We start from the raw sequence: 16,063 nt of genomic DNA, 5'->3' as shown, positions 1-16,063 counted from the left end.
GGATCACAGGGAGCGGTAGACGGCCTCGATCAGGCGCAGGCCGCGCAGGTTGCCGGTGAGGCTGTCGGCCATCCGGTTCATCACGTACCCGAAGGCGAGCCTGCGGTCGGGGTCGCCCATGCCGAGCGAGCCGCCCATCCCCGAGTGGCCGAACGCGGTCGCCGACGGCATCGGGAACGTGAACGACGGGCGCATGTAGCCGAGTCCGAACGCGGTGTCCATGAACAGCACGCGGTCGGGGCCGCTGACGCGGGGGCGCAGGGCGTCCTGGAGGGTCGCGGAGCTCAGCAGGTCGCCGCCGACCAGCGCGCGGTAGAACCCGGCCAGGCCCTTGGCGGTCGTGACGACCCCGGCGGCGGGCCATCCGGCGCGCAGGATCACCGGGTTGTTCGCGCCGCCTTCGAGCAGGCGGATGGCCGGGTTGCCGAGCGCCCGGTTCATCAGGCTGCCCGGATCGAGCACCGCCCGGCCCATCTCACCCAGCAGATCCCGCCCCCCACCGGCGCCCGGCCCGGTCCCTCCGCCGGCGGGCCCGGAGGTCCCGGGGGCTCCCGGAGCGGGCCCGGAGGTCCCGGGGGCTCCCGGGGCGGGCGCGGGGGCGGCGTTCTCGGGGGCGGGGCGGGGGCGGGTGGGGGCCTTGAGGCGGGCGGCGCGGGGGATCACGTCGTCGGGCGCGCCGACCCACAGGTCCAGCCCCAGCGGCCCGGCGATCTCCGCCGCCACCAGCTCGCCCACCGACTTCCCGGTGACCCGCCGCACCACCTCCCCGACCAGGAAGCCGTACGTCAGCGCGTGGTACCCGTGCGCCGTCCCCGGCTCCCACAGGGGCGTCTGACCGGCGAGCCGGGCCGCGATGGCCGGCAGGTCCTCGAACTCCGCCACCGGCACCGGCGTCTCGATCACCGGCAGCCCGCAGGAGTGCGTCAGCACGTGCTCGACCGTGACCGCCTCCTTGCCCCCGGCGGCGAACTCCGGCCACACGTCGGCGACCGGCGCCCGCACGTCCACCAGCCCCCGCTCGGCGAGCCGGAGCAGCACGGTGGCCGCCACCGCCTTCGTGCACGAGTACGCGAAGGCCGGGGTGTCCGCCTCCCAGGCGCGTCCCGTGTGCCGGTCGGCGACGCCGTCCCACAGGTCCACGACCAGCTCGCCGTCGAGGTGGACGGCCACCGCCGCGCCCAGCTCCTCGCCCTCGGCGAAGTTCCGCTCGAACGCCTCGCGCACGCGGGAGAACCGGGGATCGCAGTACATCAGACCTCCGCAGGAAAGGAAGCGCTTACTTGGTGCACGAGCCTAACAACTGGGGACGATTCGGCCCAGACGATCAGCGGGGCACCCTCAACCTGCTGACCCCCGCCGTCGTCCTGGAGGCCCTGCGCAGCGCCGTCACGGGCGAGGTGCTGAGCCTGGCCATGCCGATCAGGGGAGCCACCTCCTCGGCGGCCCCCACGACCGTCCCCCACCTGCGGGGCCGCCCGCTGCCGCAGCACTTCATGTCCGTGGACGGCGGCGACTACGCCGCGGGCGCCCGCCCGGTCGGCGACGGCCTGCGGGTGGCCGACGACGCCCTGCTGGTCAGCCACCACGGCACCACCACCCACATGGACGCGCTGTGCCACATGTGGACCGGCGACCGGCTCTACAACGGCCACCCGGCCGCCCGCGTCCGCTCCTACGGCGCCACCAGGTGCGGGATCGAGCACGTCGGCGGCGTGGTGGCCAGGGGCGTGCTGTTCGACGTGCCCCGGCGGCTCGGGCTGGACCACCTGCCGGCGGACTTCCGGATCCCGGCCGGGCTGCTCCAGGAGATCGCCACGCCGCGCCCCGGCGACGTCGCGGTGGTCCGTACGGGATGGCCGCTGGTGTGGCAGCGGTCGCGCGAGGAGTACTGGGCGGGGCAGCCGGGGCTGTCGGCGGAGGCCGGCGCCTGGCTGGCCGCCCAGGACGTGTCGGCGGTGGCCTGCGACAACGCCGCCGTGGGCGGCCTGAACGAACACCAGCTCGCCGACGAGTGCGCCGCCGACGACCTGCATCTCATCCTGCTCCACCGGCACGGCGTGCACCTGGTCGAGATGTTGTGGCTGGAGGAGCTGGGCGCGGCCGGGCGGACGGAGTTCGTCTTCGTGGCCGCGCCGCTGCGCATCGAGGGAGGCACCGGCAGCCCGATCACCCCGCTCGCCGTCCTGTGAGCGCGCCGGGTCACCAGGTGACGGGCAGGCTCCGGACGCCGTACACCGAGGCGTCGTGCTTGACCGGCACCTCGGCCGCCGGCACGGCCAGCCGCAGGCCCGGGAAGCGCTCGAACAGCGCCCGGTAGCCGATCCGCAGCTCGATCCTGGCGAGCTGCCGGCCGAGACACTGGTGCACGCCGTGCCCGAAGGCCAGGTGGCGGCGCGCCTCCGGGCGGTCCGGAAGCAGTCGGTCGGGGTCGGCGTACACGGCGGGGTCGCGGTTGATCACGGGCAGGGACAGGGCCACGGTCTCACCCGCCCTGACCGTCACGCCGGCCACCTCCACGTCCTCCAGCGCGGCCCTGGACGGCGCGCCGAGATGCAGGATCGACAACCAGCGCAGCAGCTCCTCGACCGCGCCGTCCTCGTCCGGGCGCCCGTGCTCCAGCAGCGCGAACACGCCCAGCGCCAGCATGTTCGCCGTGGTCTCGGGGCCCGCCACCAGCAGGATCACCGCGAGTCCGGCGAGCTCGTCGTCGAGCTCGCCGGTCAGGTCGCTGATCAGGCCGTCGTCCGGCTCCACGCGCCTGCGGCGGGCCAGGTCGCGCAGGTAGCCGGTCAGCTCGGCGAGCGCCCCCGCGCCGTCCGCGCCGAAGGTGACGAGCCGGGCGCTGAGCTCCTGGAACCAGTCGTGATCGGCGTACGGGACGCCGAGCAGCTCGCAGATGACCAGCGACGGGATCGGCAGCGCGTACGCCGTCACGAGGTCGGCCGGCGGCCCGGCGGCGGCCATGGCGTCGAGGTGGTCGGCGGCGATGCGCTCGATCCGCGGTTCGGTGCTTGAGCTCCTGCCGGGCGCTGAACCGGGGATCGCCCAGCACCGCGCGGGCGGCCTCGGCGGTGGTGGCCAGCCAGCCGAGATGGCCGTCGGCGAACTCCAGACGGGTCATCGCCGGAAGGCCCGCCAGCCCGGCCGGGGGATCGAAGGGGAATTCCGCAGGACGTTCGATGGGAAGGCGCATAATTGTGAGAGTAGACTCTCAATTGCGAGTTGCATAGCAAAATCGATCAGTCTCCGGACGAGTGGACGCGCGGGACACCGCCCGGAGAATCACCGTCCCCGAGCTGTGGGCGGCCGGCCTGGAGAACGTCACCGGCGTGCCACGGACGCCGCGGGAGGAGCCGGCGGCATTCCGGTGCGGCCCGGCATGCGCCGGGCGGCCGGCTCGGGGGTCAGGCGCCCGGGTAGTTGCCGCCGCCGTACGCGGCGTCGAGGGCGTCGTAGTCGGGGGTGAAGCCCTGCTTGGGGATGGCGTCGGCGAACACCACCTCGCGCGGCCTCTTGTACGCCGCCAGCTCACTCCTGACGTGCGCGACCAGGTCCTCCTGCGCGGCGGCGGCGTCCGGCTTCAGCACGACCACCGCCTTGACCGCCTGGTGCCAGCGCGGGTCCGGCACGCCGATCACCGCGGCGTCGGCGACGGCCGGGTGGGTCCTGAGCGCGCGCTCGACCTCGGCCGGGTAGATGTTCTCGGCGCCCGACTTGATCATGCGGAGCCGGGGGCCGATGAAGGTGATGGTGCCGTCGGGTTCGCGGCGGCCGAGGTCGCCGGTGTGATGCCAGCCGTACCGCGACTTCTCCGCATTTAAGTCGGGCCGGGCGAAATATCCGGAAAAGAGGGTCTTGCCCCTCGCGCAGATCTCGCCCACCTCGCCCGCCGGCACCTCCACGCCCTCCGGATCCAGGATGCGCACCTGGACCAGCGGCGACGGCCGTCCCGCGAACCCCGCGCCGCCCTCGGCCAGCCCGAGGAAGGTGAGCATGCCGCCCACCTCCGTCTGCCCGTACCCGCCCATCTTCGAGCGGCACCAGGGCGAGTCGTCCACGGTGATCATGTCGTCCCACTCGGCGGAGTGGGCGACGAAGCGCAGCGAGGACAGGTCGTACTTGCCGCCCGCGTTCGCCGCCGCGACCGCGTCGATCATCGGGCCGAACAGGAACGCCTGCGTCACCCGCTCGGCGTCGACCAGCCGGCAGACCTCCTCGGCGTCGAAGGCGGGCGTGAACACGTTCGTGCCGCCGATCTGGAGGGTGGCCAGGCAGAACATCATCGTCCCGACGTGGAAGAGCGGCCCGTCGTTGAGGAAGGTGAACCCCGGCTCCATCTGCCGTACGACGAGCAGCGTGGCGCTGTGGGCCACCAGGGCGGCGCTGCTGAGCAGGGCGGCGGCCGGCCGGCCCCCGAAGGCGGCGGTGTAGAGGGCGAGCACCGGCTCGGCGTCGTCCACCTGCGGGAACTCGCGCGGCGAGCCTCCGGCGACCAGCTCCTCGTACGCCTCGCCCGCGCGCACCCACGTCGCCTCGTCCGCCAGCTCGGCGGCGGTGTCGGAGTGCTCCCAGACGACGACCCGCGGCGCCAGGTCGGCCAGGACGAACCGCAGCTCGTCCCCGGACTGCCGCCAGTTGGCCGGGCAGAGCACCGCGCCCAGGCGGGAGCAGGCCAGCAGCAGCTCCAGCACGGCGTGCGCGTTCTGGCCGAGCCACATCACCCGGTCACCGGCGGCCACGCCGCGCCCGGCCAGGGCGTCGGCCAGCCGCGTCACGCGGGCGTCCAGCTCGGGGTAGGTGAGCCGCACGTCCCCGTCCACCACGGCGGTGACCCGGGGGCGGCTGCGGGCGTGGTCGGCCAGGACGTCGGACAGGGTGAGGCTGTGGATCATCGTCATCCTCCTGCGGGGGCGAAGGCCGGCATGACCTCGGCGGCGAAGAAGCGCATGACCCGCTTCATGTCCTCCAGCGGCATGGGCCTGGTGCTGCCGAAGTCGCACAGGAGGTTGCTGAAGCCGGCGTCCCTGAGCAGCGAGATCTGCTCGATCACCCGGGCGGGGTCGCCGATGACCTCAAGCTGCTCCCAGCGGAAGTCCGGCGAGACCGAGCCGCCCTTGAGGTAGCGGTCCTGGTAGTACTCGAAGCCCTCGGCGGCCTTGCCGGTCCTCGGGTCGATGGGCGCGCTGCGCTCGTTGAAGATGCGCGAGCGGTCGAAGGACGCCTCGAACCTGGCCTGGTCCTCGCGGGCCCGCTCCAGCGTGGGGGCGACATAGACGCTGCGGGCCACCACCAGGTCGGCGCCCGCCGGGTGACCGGCCCGCGCGGCCGTCTCCCGCCAGGTCTCGGCCGCCTTGACGACCTTGCGGAACGTCGCCGCCGGGTCGGCCAGGACGGGCAGGCCGCGCTCGGCGTACATGGTGACGGTCTCGGGGGAGACCGCGGCCACGTGCAGCGGCGGGTGCGGCGACTGCAGCGGACGCGGCACGAGCGAGACCTCGGCGCCGGTCCGGTAGAACTTCCCCTCGTGCCGGTACGACTCCCGCGTCCACAGCCCGAGGATCACCTCCAGCGCCTCGTTGAACCGGTCGCGCGCCTCGGCCAGGTCGATCCCGAAGCCCTCGAACTCGAAGCTCTGGTACCCCCGCCCGATCCCCAGGTCGAGCCGCCCGCCGGAGAGCACGTCCACCTGCGCGGCCTCCTCGGCCACGTGGACGGGGTTGTGCAGCGGCAGCACCACGATGCCGGTGCCGAGCCGGAGCCGGGAGGTGCGGGCGGCGGCGTGGGCGAGCATGGTGAACAGGTTGGGGGCCACGCCGTAGTCGCGGAAGTGGTGCTCGGCCAGCCGCACCCCGTCGAAGCCCAGCTCCTCGGCCAGCTCGATGAGCTCCAGATGGTAGTCGTAGACGTCCTTGAAGCTCTGGCCGTCGAAGCGGTGGAAGAGGTGGAAGGTCGAGAACTTCATGCGGCGGCCTCTCCGTATGTAAACCAAGCGCTCGCTTGGGAGCGTATCACGCCGGCTGCCGCTCCAGGGCCACCTCCTGGGCCGCCTCGCGCGGCCGCAGCACCGGCGCGAGCAGCGTGAGCGCCACCAGGATCCCCGTGATCAGCGCGAACGCCGCCGGGTACGACACGCCGTCGGCCACCCATCCCGTCACCGCAGGCGCGGTCAGCCCCGACAGGTACGTGATCGTCGCGACCCCGGCGACCCCTTCGCCCGGCGTGGGCCCCGCGTTCCCCGCCGCCGCGAACACCAGCGGCACGATGACCGCGACCCCCAGCCCGACCAGCGCGAACCCGACGATGCCCAGCGCGGGCGTGCGGGCCAGGACCACCAGCACGCCGCCTGCGACCGCGACGATCCCGCCCGTCCGGACCGCCCGCACCGGGCCGGTCAGGCGCACCACGCGGTCGCCCAGCAGCCGGGCGCCGGCCATGCAGAGCATGAAGATCGTGTAACCCGCGGCGGCCACGCCGGGCCCGGCGTCGGCGACGTTGGTGAGGTAGACCGCGGCCCAGTTGGAGCTGGCGCCCTCGGCGAAGGTGCCGCAGAAGCCGACCACGCCGATGGCCGCGATGGCCCGCGAGGGCAGGGCGAACCGGCGCGGCGCGGGCCCGGCGGCGGCCCGCGGCCCGTCGGGCAGCAGCCCGCGCCCGGCGATCCCGCCCGCGACCACCAGGACGGCGGCGACGACCCCGAGGTGCAGGCGGGCGTCGACGCCGGCGTGCGCGGCCAGGGTGCCGAGGCCGCCCGCCGCCAGGCTGCCGACGGCCCACATGCCGTGCAGGCCGGAGATGACCGGCTTCTTCAGATGCCGTTCGAGCGTGACCCCGTGGGCGTTCATGACGACGTCGCACATGCCCGCCGACGCGCCGTACAGCAGGAAGATGACGAACAGCCAGACGGGGGCGGGGGCGAAGGCGGGCAGGGCCAGGCCGCCGCACCACAGCGCGAGCAGCGCGCGCGTGGTGGCGCGGCTGCCGAACCGGTGGGCCAGGCGACTGGCCAGCGGCATCGCCGCGAAGGCCCCGATCGAGGGACAGAGCAGCGCGAACCCGAGCATCGCCGCGCTCAGGTGGACGTGCTCCTGGAGCCACGGGATGCGGGTGGCGAAACTTCCTGCGACGGCTCCGTGTGCGGCGAAGACGGCCGCGATGGCGCGATGAGGGCTCATGGCCACAGAAACTATCAGGCAACCTTCCTGATGAAAAGAGCTATCAGGGAGGCTTCCTGACTATTATGGGCGGCGTGAAGACCGCGACCCCGTCCATGGCCCGTGCGATCAACGACCGGCTCGCCCTCGACCTGCTGCTGGAGCACGGTCCGCTGACCGCTCCGCAGCTTCGTGAGCTGACCGGCCTGTCCCGGCCCACCGTCTCCGACCTGATCGAACGGCTCAAGGGCGGCGGCCTCATCGAGGAGGCCGGCGAGCGCGGCGAGGACCGTCGCGGCCCCAACGCCCGCCTCTACGCGCTGGTCGCCGGCCGGGCCCATGTCGCCGGGGTCGACCTGCGCCGCACGGCGATCAAGGTCACGGTCGCCGACCTCACCGGCCACGTGGTCGGCTCGGCCGTCCGCGAGATCTCCGGCGACCTGGTCGCCCTCGTCGCGGCCACGGTCGCCGAGGCCGCCGGGGGCCGCGCGCTCGACAACGTGGTCATCGGCGCCCCCGGCCTGGTCAAACCCATGGACGGCGAGCTGGCGGTGGCCAACGACGTGCCCGGGTGGCGGCCCGGCCTGGTGGGCGCCGTGCGCGAGCGGCTGGGCGTGCCCGTCGTCCTGGAGAACGAGGTGAACCTGGCCGCGGTCGCCGAGCTGCGCACCGGCGCCGCCCAGGGCAGCGACGACTTCGTGCTGCTCTGGCTGGACGACGGCATCGGCGCCGCGGTCGTGCTCGGCGGGCGGGTGCGGCGCGGCGCGTCAGGGGGCGCGGGGGAGGTCGGCTTCCTCGACGTGGAGGGCACGCCGTTGTGCATCCTGCTCCAGAACACGACCCGGCCGGAGGAGCTGGCGCGCCGGGTGGCCAAGGGCGCCTTCGCCTTCGTCACCCTGCTCGACCCCGGCCTGGTGGTGCTCGGCGGGGCCACCGGCCAGGAGGGCGGCGACGAGCTCGCCGGGCAGGTCGCCGCCCGGCTGGGCGAGCTGTCGCCCGCGCCCACCGAGGTCAGGGCCACCCGGGTCGGGGGCAACGCGGTGCTGGAGGGCGCCGTGCTGACTGCCCTCGACACGGCGCGGGACAACGTCTGGTGACCCGCGCCGCGCCGGCAGGTCCGGCTCAGCGGATCCGGCTCACTGGACGGCGGCGGGCTCGCGCAGCGGCAGGCGCACCTCGAACCAGGTCTCGCCCGGCACCGAGCGCACCTTGAGCTCGCCGCCGTGCCGCCCGGCCACGATGCGGTAGGAGATGTCCAGGCCGAGCCCGGTGCCCTCGCCCACGCTCTTGGTGGTGAAGAACGGCTCGAAGATCCGGTCCTTGATCGCCTCGGGCACGCCGGGGCCGGTGTCGCCGATCTCGACGATCGCCTCGTCCTCGTCGTGGGCCGTGCGGACGGTCAGCGTGCCCTCCTCGCCCATGGCGTCGAGCGCGTTGTGGATCAGGTTCGTCCACACCTGGTTGAGCTCGCCCGCGTAGCAGGGGATGAGCGGCAACGTGCGGTCGTAGTCGGTGACCACGCTGACGCCCGGCGGGGTCTTGCCGCGGAAGATGGCGATCGTGCTGTCGAGCAGGTCGTGCACGTCGATCATCTGGAACGGCGCCCGGTCCATCTGCGAGTACTGCTTGGCCGAGCGGATCAGCGAGGTGATGCGCTCGGTGGCCTCGGTGACCTCGTTCAGCATCTGGGAGATCTCGACGGCCTCGGCCAGCCAGTGGAGGGCGGCCGGGGTGTGCTCCTCGCCCACCTTGCCGCGGATCTTCTGCAGGTACTCGGCGGTGAAACCGGCGTTGACCAGCGCGGGAGCCAGCTCCCACGCGTCCTCGACGCCGACGTCCTCCAGCGCCTCGCCGAGCTCGTCCTCGGCGTCGGAGATCTCCAGCGGGGAGCGCAGCGGCTGGTTGCCCAGGTTGCTCGTGCACGCCTCCTGGGCCTCGATCAGCGTGCGCAGCTTCTCCGGCGGGATGCCGGCCTCGGCGAGCTGGGCGAGCTGGATGCGGGACGCCTTGATCAGCGAACGCAGCTCGCTCACCGCGCGCACGGCCGCCGCCGCCGGGTTGTTCAGCTCGTGCGTGAGCCCGGCCGTGATCGTGCCGAGCGCGGTCAGCCGCTGCCGCCGGTCGATGATCTCCCGCTGCATGCGGCCGCCCGACAGCATGCCGTCGAGCAGGTGCATCGCCATCGGGAACCACTCGGCCACGATGTAGGCGAACTTCTTGGCGGGCAGCAGGAAGATCCGCGAGGGCGCGGTCGCGCGCAGCGTGTGCTGGTAGGTCTCCGGCGCCCGGTCGCCCAGGTACGCCGAGGTCGCGCCGCCGTACACGCCGGGCTGGGAGGCGCGCGGCATGGCGACGGTGCCGGCGCTGACCGTCTCGTTGATCATCTGCACCTCGCCCTCCAGCAGCACGGCGAAGCACTCGGCCGGCTCGCCCTGCCGGACGACGTCCTCGTCCTGGGCGTACGAGCGCACCCGGCCGCTGGCGGCCAGCTTGCCGAGCTGCTCGTCGGTCAGCCGCTCGAACAGGAAGAGCTTGCGCAGTTCGTCGATGTCGACGGTGTCGGTCATTGCTTCTCCAGATAACGATGCACCAGCGCGACGGCCATCGCGCCCTCACCGACGGCGGAGGCCACCCTCTTGATCGACTCGGCCCGCACGTCCCCCGCGGCGAACACGCCCGGCACGTTGGTCTCCAGGTAGTAGGGCTCGCGGCGCAGCGCCCAGTTGCGCGGCCGCCTGCCGCCCTGCACCAGGTCGGGCCCGGTCAGCACGAACCCCTTGGCGTCCCGCTCGATCGTCTCGCCCAGCCACGACGTGTAAGGCTCGGCCCCGATGAACACGAACAGGTACTGGGCGTCGACCGTGCGCTCCTCGCCCTTGGTCGACAGCGTGAGCCGTTCGAGGTGGTCGTCACCGGCGCCGGCGACGACCTCGGTCAGGAGGCTGACCTCGATGTTGTCGATCGCGTTGATCTGCTCGATGAGGTAGTGGGACATGGACTTCTCCAAACCATCACTCCTCACCAACAAATGGACCTTGCGCGCGAATCCCGCCAGGTAGACGGCCGCCTGCCCGGCCGAGTTGGCCGCGCCGACGATGTAGACCTCGTTGTCCTTGCACGCCGGCGCCTCGGTCAGCGCGGCGCCGTAGAAGACGCCCCGGCCGACGAACTCGTCCAGGCCGGGCGCCTCCAGCCGCCGGTAGGTGACGCCGGTGGCCAGGATGACCGCGTGGGCGGCGATCTCCCCGCCGTCCTTGAAGCCGATCACCCGGGCCTGCCCGCGCGGCTCCAGATGGGTGACCTTGCGCGCGCTCAGCAGCTCGGCCCCGAACTTCAGCGCCTGCCGGCGCGCCCGGTCGGCGAGCTGCTGCCCGGACACGCCGTCGGGGAAGCCCAGGTAGTTCTCGATCCTGGAGCTCTGGCCCGCCTGGCCGCCCGAGGCGTGCGCCTCGACCAGCACCGTGTTCAGGCCCTCCGACGCGCCGTAGACCGCCGCGCCGAGGCCCGCGGGCCCGCCGCCGACCACGATCAGGTCGTAGAAGTCGGTGGCCGGCGTGGTGGACAGCCCGACCGCGGTGGCCAGCGTGGCCTGGTCGGGGGACTCCAGCGTGGTGCCGTCCTCGGTGACCACCAGCGGCAGGTGACACCCCTCGCCCGCCGCCTTGACGAGCTGCGCGCCCTCGGGGTCCTCGGCCAGCATCCACTGGTAGGGCACGTGGTTGCGGGCCAGGAAGTCCCGCACCTGGTACGAGCGCGCCGACCAGCGGTCGCCCACCACGCGCAGCTCGGGACGCGCCGTCCGGTCGGTCCGCATCCAGGCGTCGAGCTGGCCGTCGATCACCGGGTAGAACTTCTCCTCCGGCGGGTCCCACGGCTTGAGCAGGTAATGGTCGAGGTCGACCACGTTGATCGCCTGGATCGCGGCGTCGGTGTCGGCATAGGCGGTCAGCAACACCCGGCGCGCGTACGGGTACATGTCCATGGCGGCTTCCAGGAACTGCACGCCGTTCATCTGCGGCATCCGGTAGTCGGCCAGGATCGCCGCCACCTCGTCGCCGCGCAGCCGCATCTCCTTGACCGCCTCGATGCCGTCGTGGGCCGCCTCGGCGCGGACAATCCTGTACTCATGGCCGTACCGGCGCCTGAGGTCACGAGCCACCGCCCGCGACACCCCCGGGTCGTCGTCGACCGTCACGATGACCGGCTTGTCCATTCCCCTACCTTCTCCCCAATGGTCCCTAAGGGAAGGATGTCATGCACGCGTGGGTTGGTGAGCACTCGCTCATATCATGGGCGGATGAGCACCCGTGAGCGCATCCTCGACGCCGCCGAGCAGGCCATTCGGGAGTTCGGCATCTCGGGCGCGACCACGCGGCGCATCGCCCAGGCGGCCGGCTGCTCCGAGGCGCTGCTCTACAAGCACTTCGCCGGCAAGGAGCAGATCTTCCTCGCGGTGCTGCTCGAACGGCTGCCCGCGCTCGCCCCCGCGCTGGCCCGGCTGCGGATGAGCACGGGCGAGGGCGACCTGGCCGACAACCTCACCCGCTTCACCCTGGCGGCGCTGGAGTTCTACACCGAGGCCGCCACCATCGCCTCCGGCATGCTGGCCGACCCCTCGCTGCTGGCCCGGTTCAAGCACATGCTGGCCACCACGAACACAGGCCCCCACCTGCCGATCAGGGCGCTGGCCGAGATCCTCGACGCCGAGCGGGCCGCGGGCCGCGCCGACCCCGGCCTCGACCCCGGCGCGGCGGCCGCCCTGCTGATGGGCGCCTGCTTCCACCGGGCCAACCTGTCCTACTTCGTGGACCCGGCCGACAAGGACGAGGAGTGGGCGGCCGGCGTCGTCGCCGCGTTGCTCAGGCGATGACCCGGCTGGCGCCGCCGTCGACCAGCATCGAGACGCCGTTGACGTACGAGGCCCGCTCGCTGGCCAGGAACGCGATCACGTCCCCCACCTCCTCGGCCTGACCGACCCGCCCGACCGGCACGGCCCGGCCGCGCTCCTCGATCACGTCGTCGCCGCCCGACATGCCGCGCAGCCGTTCGGTGTCGATCGCCCCCGGCAGCACGTTGTTGACCAGCACGCCGTCGCCGCCCACCTCGCGGGCCAGCGTGCGCACGAGCCCGGCGACGGCCGGCCGCATGGCGTTGGACAGCGCCAGCCCGTCGATCGCCTCGCGGACGGACGAGCTGGTGACGGTGACGATCCGGCCCCACCCCCGCGACCGCATCTCCGGCAGCACCGCCTGGATCAGCCGGACGGTGCCGAGCAGGTTGCGCTGCACCGCGACGTCCCAGTCCTTGAGGCCGACCTCGTCGGAGCGGCCGGTGGGCGGGCCGCCCGCGTTGGCCACCAGGATGTCGACCGGGCCGAGCACGTCGCGCGTCTCGTCGGCCACCCGCTGAGCCGCCGCCGGGTCCTCCACGTCGGCCAGCACGGCGTGCACCACGTGGCCGAACTGCTGGAGCTCCACCACCGCGTCCGCGAGCCGTTCCGGGTTGCGCGAGCTGACGCACACGTCGCAGCCCTCGCGCGCGAGGCTCTTGGCGGCGGCCAGGCCGATGCCCGCGCTGCCGCCGGTGACCAGGGCGACCTTGCCCGAGATGCCGAGATCCATAAGCCGACTATAGTGACGGGCCGATCAGTCCGGCCGCACCCGGGTCAGCTTGTCCGGATTGAGCACGCCGTAGAGCCCCTGGATACGGCCGTCGCGCACGTCGAGGGCGATGAGCTGGTCGCTTCCGGCCACGTGCGTCCACAGGGCGGGGCGGCCGTTGGCCTCGACGAGGCGCGCCCGGCTGAAGTCGTAGCGGGCCAGCAGGCCGCCGATGAAGCCGCTGACCTTGCGCCGGCCCAGGATCGGGCGCAGGGCGGCCCGGACCTTGCCGCCGCCGTCGTTCCACATGACGACGTCCTCGTGCAGCAGCTCGGTCAGCGCGTCGAGGTCGCCGCCGCCGGCCGCCTCCATGAACTTCGTCAGCAGCCTGGCGTGGTCCTCGTTCGTCGGCGTGAACCGGTCGCGGCCCTGCGACACCCGGACCGAGGCGCGGTGGTGCATCTGCCGGGCGTTGGCCACCGACGAGCCGACGATCTCGGCGATCTCGTCGTAGGGCAGCTCGAACGCCTCCCGCAGCACGAACACCGCCCGCTCCGGCGGCGACAGCTTCTCCATCAGGTGCAGGGTCGCGAAGGAGACGGTGTCGCGCAGCTCGGCCGTGTCCAGCGGCCCGGTCTCGCCCGTCGCGACCGGCTCGGGCAGCCACGGCCCGGTGTACGCCTCCCGCCGCACCCTGGCCGAGCGCAGCTGGTCGAGGGCCAGCCGCGAGACCACGGTCAGCAGGAACGCGCGGGGCTCCCTGATCTGGCTCCGGTCGGTGCCCTCCCACCGCAGCCAGGCCTCCTGCACGACGTCCTCGGCGTCCCACATGCTGCCGAGCAGGCGGTAGGCCAGGCCCAGCAACATGGGGCGGTATTCCTCGAAGTCCACGTCCGGCATCATGCCCTGTCGCCCGGCCGGGCGGCTCGGTGGGTGCTCGGTGGGAACCGGTGGCGGCTCGGTGGCGGCTCGGTGGGGGGTCGGTGGGGCGGCTCTGTGGGTGGCCAAGGCGGGCCGGGCGTGATGGGCTGGGGGCGTGGCGAGAAATCTGATCCTGTCAGGAGGGCTCTTCCACGACTTCGCCGCCACGTCGGCCGCGCTCGCCGACGTGCTGGGCGAGGTGGGCGTCGAGTCCGAGATCACCGAGGACATCGCGGGCGCGCTGAGCGAGCCACCGGAGGTGCAGCTCATCACGGTCAACGCGCTGCGCTGGCAGATGGGCCAGGACCGCTTCGCCGACCTGCGCGGCGAATGGCGCTTCGCGCTGCCCGCCCAGGCCCGCACCACGCTCCTCGACCACCTCGACCGGGGCGGCGGCCTGCTGTGCGTGCACACGGCCGCGGTCTGCTTCGACGACTGGCAGAGCTGGCCGCGGGTGCTCGGCGGCAGCTGGAACTGGCCCAAGTCCCACCACCCGCCCCTGGGCTGGACCGGCGTGCGGGTGCACGGCGCCGCCCACCCCATCGTGGCGGGCCTGCGCGACTTCGACCTGGTCGACGAGGTCTACAGCGACCTCGACGTGCTGCCGGACGTGCGCCCCCTGGCCTCCGCGCACGGCCAGCCGCTGGTGTGGGCGCGACCGGTGCGCCGCGGCCGGGTGGTCTACGACGCGCTGGGGCACGACACCAGGTCCTACGACAACGAGATCCACCGGGCCCTGCTCCAGCGGGCCGCGTCGTGGCTGCTGAAACGGCCGGTGGACGACACCGGCTGACATGTCCGGTTCGGACAAGACCCGAGCTCGCGCGGCGGGCACGATGGCCGTATGAACGTCAATCTCTCGGCGGTCGCCGGGTTCCTGGCCACGCACGCGCGGGTCCTGGACCGGCGGCGCTTCCACTTGCTCATGGAGGAGACCGGCCCGGCCTCCGTGCTCGGCGCCCTCGACGCCTACCGCAACCCCGACGGCGGCTACGGCTGGGGCCTGGAGCCCGACCTGCGCTCGCCGGAGAGCCAGCCGGGCGCGGCGCTGCACGCCTTCGAGGTGTTCGAGGAGATCGGCCCCGACACCGCGCCGCAGGCCGTCGCGCTGTGCGACTGGCTGGAGTCGGTGACGATGCCCGACGGCGGGCTGCCGTTCGCGCTGCCGCTCACCCTGCCCGAGGGCACCGCGCCCTGGTGGGCGGGCGCGGACACGAGCGTCTCGTCGTTGCAGATCACGGCCGTCTCCGCGGCGGCGGCCCACGGCGTGGCCGCCCACGATCCGGCCGTGGCCGCGCACCCGTGGCTGGAGCGGGCCACCCGCTACTGCCTCGACGCGATCCAGGCGCTGGACGAACGGCCGCACGCCTACGTGCTCTCCTTCGCCGTGCGCTTCCTGGACGCCGTCCACGGGACGCGGCCCGAGGCGGCCGGGCTGCTCAAGCGGCTGGCCGCGCACATCCCGGAGGACGGGCGGGTGCCCGTGGAGGGCGGCACCGCGGAGGAGCGGCTGCACCCCCTCGACTTCGCCCCCTACCCCGGACGGCCGGCGCGCGAGCTGTTCGCGCCCGAGGTGATCGCCGCCGACCTCGACCGGCTGGCCGGGACGCAGCAGGAGGACGGCGGCTGGGTCGTGGACTACGCGCGGATCTCGCCCGCCGGCGCGCTCGAATGGCGGGGCGCGGCCACCGTGCGGGCCCTCGAGATCCTGCGGCGCAACGGCGTGCTCTGACGGCCCCCGACCGGCTCTTACCGCTGGCGCTGTCCCACCCGGCGGGCCGACTCCGACTCCTGGGCCATGCGGCGCAGCGTGTCGAACGCCTTGCCGTACAGGACGGTGCCGAGCACCAGGGCCTCCACGGCGGCGTCGCGCGGCCCGTCGAAGGGGATGGTGTCCATCTCGACCTCGGTCACCAGCTTCCTGGCGGCCTCGACGTACGGCGCGAGGTCGACGCGCAGGCCGAGCTGGCGCATGCGGACCATCGTCTGCGCCAGCTCGTCGCGGGTGGGAGCGCCCTCGACGACGTTCCAGCCGAGCTCGTCGATCAGCCGGTCGACCTCGGCCCTGGCGGTTCGCCACTCCTCGTCCTGCTCGGGCTCGACGACCGGGCCGAGCGCGTAGTGCGCGATCCCCAGCATGTGGTGGATGGGCAGCGTCTCGTCGTCGACGGCGGCGATGACCTGCTTGATGGCGGCCACGGGGAGCCTGCCCACCTCCAGCAGGGCCCGGATCAGGCGCAGCCTGCGCAGGTGGGACTCGTCGTACTCCGCGCGGGTCGCGGCGGTCTGCTCGCCCTGGTGCAGCATGCCCTCACGCAGGTAGTACTTGATCGTGGGGATGGCGACACCGGATCGGGCGCTCAGTTCTGAGATGCGCATCGATAGATAATA

General features: G+C 73.2%; 14 protein-coding genes and 1 pseudogene. 5 read left to right on the top strand and 10 right to left on the bottom strand.

Features of this window, described 5'->3' with window-relative positions; translation table 11 throughout:
* Positions 1-3: 3 nt before the first annotated feature.
* Positions 4-1,251 carry a serine hydrolase domain-containing protein gene (locus tag ACIBQ6_RS25045; protein WP_397214763.1) on the bottom strand — a complete coding sequence of 416 codons (1,248 nt, stop codon included), beginning with the start codon at positions 1,249-1,251 and terminating at the stop codon, positions 4-6.
* A 29-nt stretch (positions 1,252-1,280) separates the two neighbouring features.
* Here ACIBQ6_RS25045 and ACIBQ6_RS25040 point away from each other — a divergent pair, with 29 nt between their 5' ends.
* Complete coding sequence (locus ACIBQ6_RS25040) at positions 1,281-2,189, top strand: cyclase family protein (RefSeq protein ID WP_397214761.1); 909 nt, start codon at positions 1,281-1,283, stop codon at positions 2,187-2,189.
* Between the two features lie 10 nt (positions 2,190-2,199).
* On the opposite strand, the pseudogene ACIBQ6_RS25035 reads toward ACIBQ6_RS25040, so the two are convergent.
* The 4 genes and pseudogenes from ACIBQ6_RS25035 to ACIBQ6_RS25020 form a co-directional block, all read right to left on the bottom strand.
* A pseudogene (locus tag ACIBQ6_RS25035) lies at positions 2,200-3,193 on the bottom strand (cytochrome P450).
* A gap of 211 nt (positions 3,194-3,404) precedes the next feature.
* Positions 3,405-4,892 carry an AMP-binding protein gene (locus ACIBQ6_RS25030; protein WP_397214759.1) on the bottom strand — a complete coding sequence of 496 codons (1,488 nt, stop codon included), beginning with the start codon at positions 4,890-4,892 and terminating at the stop codon, positions 3,405-3,407.
* A 2-nt stretch (positions 4,893-4,894) separates the two neighbouring features.
* Positions 4,895-5,962: an LLM class flavin-dependent oxidoreductase gene (locus ACIBQ6_RS25025; RefSeq protein WP_352319977.1), complete on the bottom strand. Its 1,068-nt coding sequence runs from the start codon at positions 5,960-5,962 to the stop codon at positions 4,895-4,897.
* 46 nt (positions 5,963-6,008) lie between these two features.
* A complete protein-coding gene (locus ACIBQ6_RS25020) occupies positions 6,009-7,172 on the bottom strand; it encodes an MFS transporter (RefSeq protein WP_358298544.1) in 1,164 nt (387 codons plus the stop codon).
* A 74-nt stretch (positions 7,173-7,246) separates the two neighbouring features.
* On the opposite strand from ACIBQ6_RS25020, the gene ACIBQ6_RS25015 reads away from it, so the two are divergent.
* Positions 7,247-8,248 carry an ROK family protein gene (locus tag ACIBQ6_RS25015; protein WP_387681892.1) on the top strand — a complete coding sequence of 334 codons (1,002 nt, stop codon included), beginning with the start codon at positions 7,247-7,249 and terminating at the stop codon, positions 8,246-8,248.
* A 39-nt stretch (positions 8,249-8,287) separates the two neighbouring features.
* Here ACIBQ6_RS25015 and ACIBQ6_RS25010 read toward each other — a convergent pair whose 3' ends face one another.
* The gene (locus tag ACIBQ6_RS25010) at positions 8,288-9,718 is read right to left on the bottom strand and encodes an ATP-binding protein (RefSeq protein ID WP_397214756.1); all 1,431 of its coding nucleotides are present in this window, start codon (positions 9,716-9,718) and stop codon (positions 8,288-8,290) included.
* Positions 9,715-11,364: an FAD-dependent oxidoreductase gene (locus ACIBQ6_RS25005; protein ID WP_352319969.1), complete on the bottom strand. Its 1,650-nt coding sequence runs from the start codon at positions 11,362-11,364 to the stop codon at positions 9,715-9,717. The genes ACIBQ6_RS25010 and ACIBQ6_RS25005 overlap by 4 nt, the downstream gene beginning before the upstream one ends.
* An 84-nt stretch (positions 11,365-11,448) precedes the next feature.
* Here ACIBQ6_RS25005 and ACIBQ6_RS25000 point away from each other — a divergent pair, with 84 nt between their 5' ends.
* Positions 11,449-12,021, top strand: a complete 573-nt coding sequence (locus tag ACIBQ6_RS25000; RefSeq protein WP_397214754.1) for a TetR/AcrR family transcriptional regulator — start codon at positions 11,449-11,451, stop codon at positions 12,019-12,021.
* Here ACIBQ6_RS25000 and ACIBQ6_RS24995 read toward each other — a convergent pair.
* Positions 12,011-12,772, bottom strand: coding sequence for an SDR family oxidoreductase (locus tag ACIBQ6_RS24995; RefSeq protein WP_387681901.1), 762 nt, complete (start codon positions 12,770-12,772; stop codon positions 12,011-12,013). The genes ACIBQ6_RS25000 and ACIBQ6_RS24995 overlap by 11 nt on opposite strands.
* A 24-nt stretch (positions 12,773-12,796) precedes the next feature.
* Positions 12,797-13,651 carry an RNA polymerase sigma-70 factor gene (locus ACIBQ6_RS24990; protein WP_397214823.1) on the bottom strand — a complete coding sequence of 285 codons (855 nt, stop codon included), beginning with the start codon at positions 13,649-13,651 and terminating at the stop codon, positions 12,797-12,799.
* Between the two features lie 136 nt (positions 13,652-13,787).
* Here ACIBQ6_RS24990 and ACIBQ6_RS24985 point away from each other — a divergent pair, with 136 nt between their 5' ends.
* Together ACIBQ6_RS24985 and ACIBQ6_RS24980 are read left to right on the top strand one after the other, a co-directional pair.
* A complete protein-coding gene (locus ACIBQ6_RS24985; RefSeq protein WP_397214752.1) occupies positions 13,788-14,465 on the top strand; it encodes a ThuA domain-containing protein in 678 nt (225 codons plus the stop codon).
* A 51-nt stretch (positions 14,466-14,516) separates the two neighbouring features.
* Positions 14,517-15,404: a hypothetical protein gene (locus ACIBQ6_RS24980; RefSeq protein ID WP_397214750.1), complete on the top strand. Its 888-nt coding sequence runs from the start codon at positions 14,517-14,519 to the stop codon at positions 15,402-15,404.
* A gap of 17 nt (positions 15,405-15,421) precedes the next feature.
* Here ACIBQ6_RS24980 and ACIBQ6_RS24975 read toward each other — a convergent pair whose 3' ends face one another.
* Complete coding sequence (locus ACIBQ6_RS24975; protein ID WP_397214748.1) at positions 15,422-16,051, bottom strand: MerR family transcriptional regulator; 630 nt, start codon at positions 16,049-16,051, stop codon at positions 15,422-15,424.
* Positions 16,052-16,063: the final 12 nt, after the last annotated feature.

Source organism: Nonomuraea sp. NPDC049655 (genome assembly GCF_044465465.1).
Taxonomy (GTDB): domain Bacteria; phylum Actinomycetota; class Actinomycetes; order Streptosporangiales; family Streptosporangiaceae; genus Nonomuraea.
Note: the sequence above shows the minus strand (reverse complement) of the source record. Positions and strands in the feature narration are given on the sequence as shown.

Bases quoted from the DNA above. Each gene is read 5' to 3' on its own strand.
- ACIBQ6_RS24990 (WP_397214823.1), bottom strand. From the start codon at position 13,651: ATGCCGGACGTGGACTTCGAGGAATACCGCCCCATGTTGCTGGGCCTG.
- ACIBQ6_RS25030 (WP_397214759.1), bottom strand. From the start codon at position 4,892: ATGATCCACAGCCTCACCCTGTCCGACGTCCTGGCCGACCACGCCCGC.
- ACIBQ6_RS25010 (WP_397214756.1), bottom strand. From the start codon at position 9,718: ATGACCGACACCGTCGACATCGACGAACTGCGCAAGCTCTTCCTGTTC.
- ACIBQ6_RS25025 (WP_352319977.1), bottom strand. From the start codon at position 5,962: ATGAAGTTCTCGACCTTCCACCTCTTCCACCGCTTCGACGGCCAGAGC.
- ACIBQ6_RS25000 (WP_397214754.1), top strand. From the start codon at position 11,449: ATGAGCACCCGTGAGCGCATCCTCGACGCCGCCGAGCAGGCCATTCGG.
- ACIBQ6_RS25045 (WP_397214763.1), bottom strand. From the start codon at position 1,251: ATGTACTGCGATCCCCGGTTCTCCCGCGTGCGCGAGGCGTTCGAGCGG.
- ACIBQ6_RS25005 (WP_352319969.1), bottom strand. From the start codon at position 11,364: ATGGACAAGCCGGTCATCGTGACGGTCGACGACGACCCGGGGGTGTCG.
- ACIBQ6_RS25020 (WP_358298544.1), bottom strand. From the start codon at position 7,172: ATGAGCCCTCATCGCGCCATCGCGGCCGTCTTCGCCGCACACGGAGCC.
- ACIBQ6_RS24980 (WP_397214750.1), top strand. From the start codon at position 14,517: ATGAACGTCAATCTCTCGGCGGTCGCCGGGTTCCTGGCCACGCACGCG.
- ACIBQ6_RS24975 (WP_397214748.1), bottom strand. From the start codon at position 16,051: ATGCGCATCTCAGAACTGAGCGCCCGATCCGGTGTCGCCATCCCCACG.
- ACIBQ6_RS24995 (WP_387681901.1), bottom strand. From the start codon at position 12,772: ATGGATCTCGGCATCTCGGGCAAGGTCGCCCTGGTCACCGGCGGCAGC.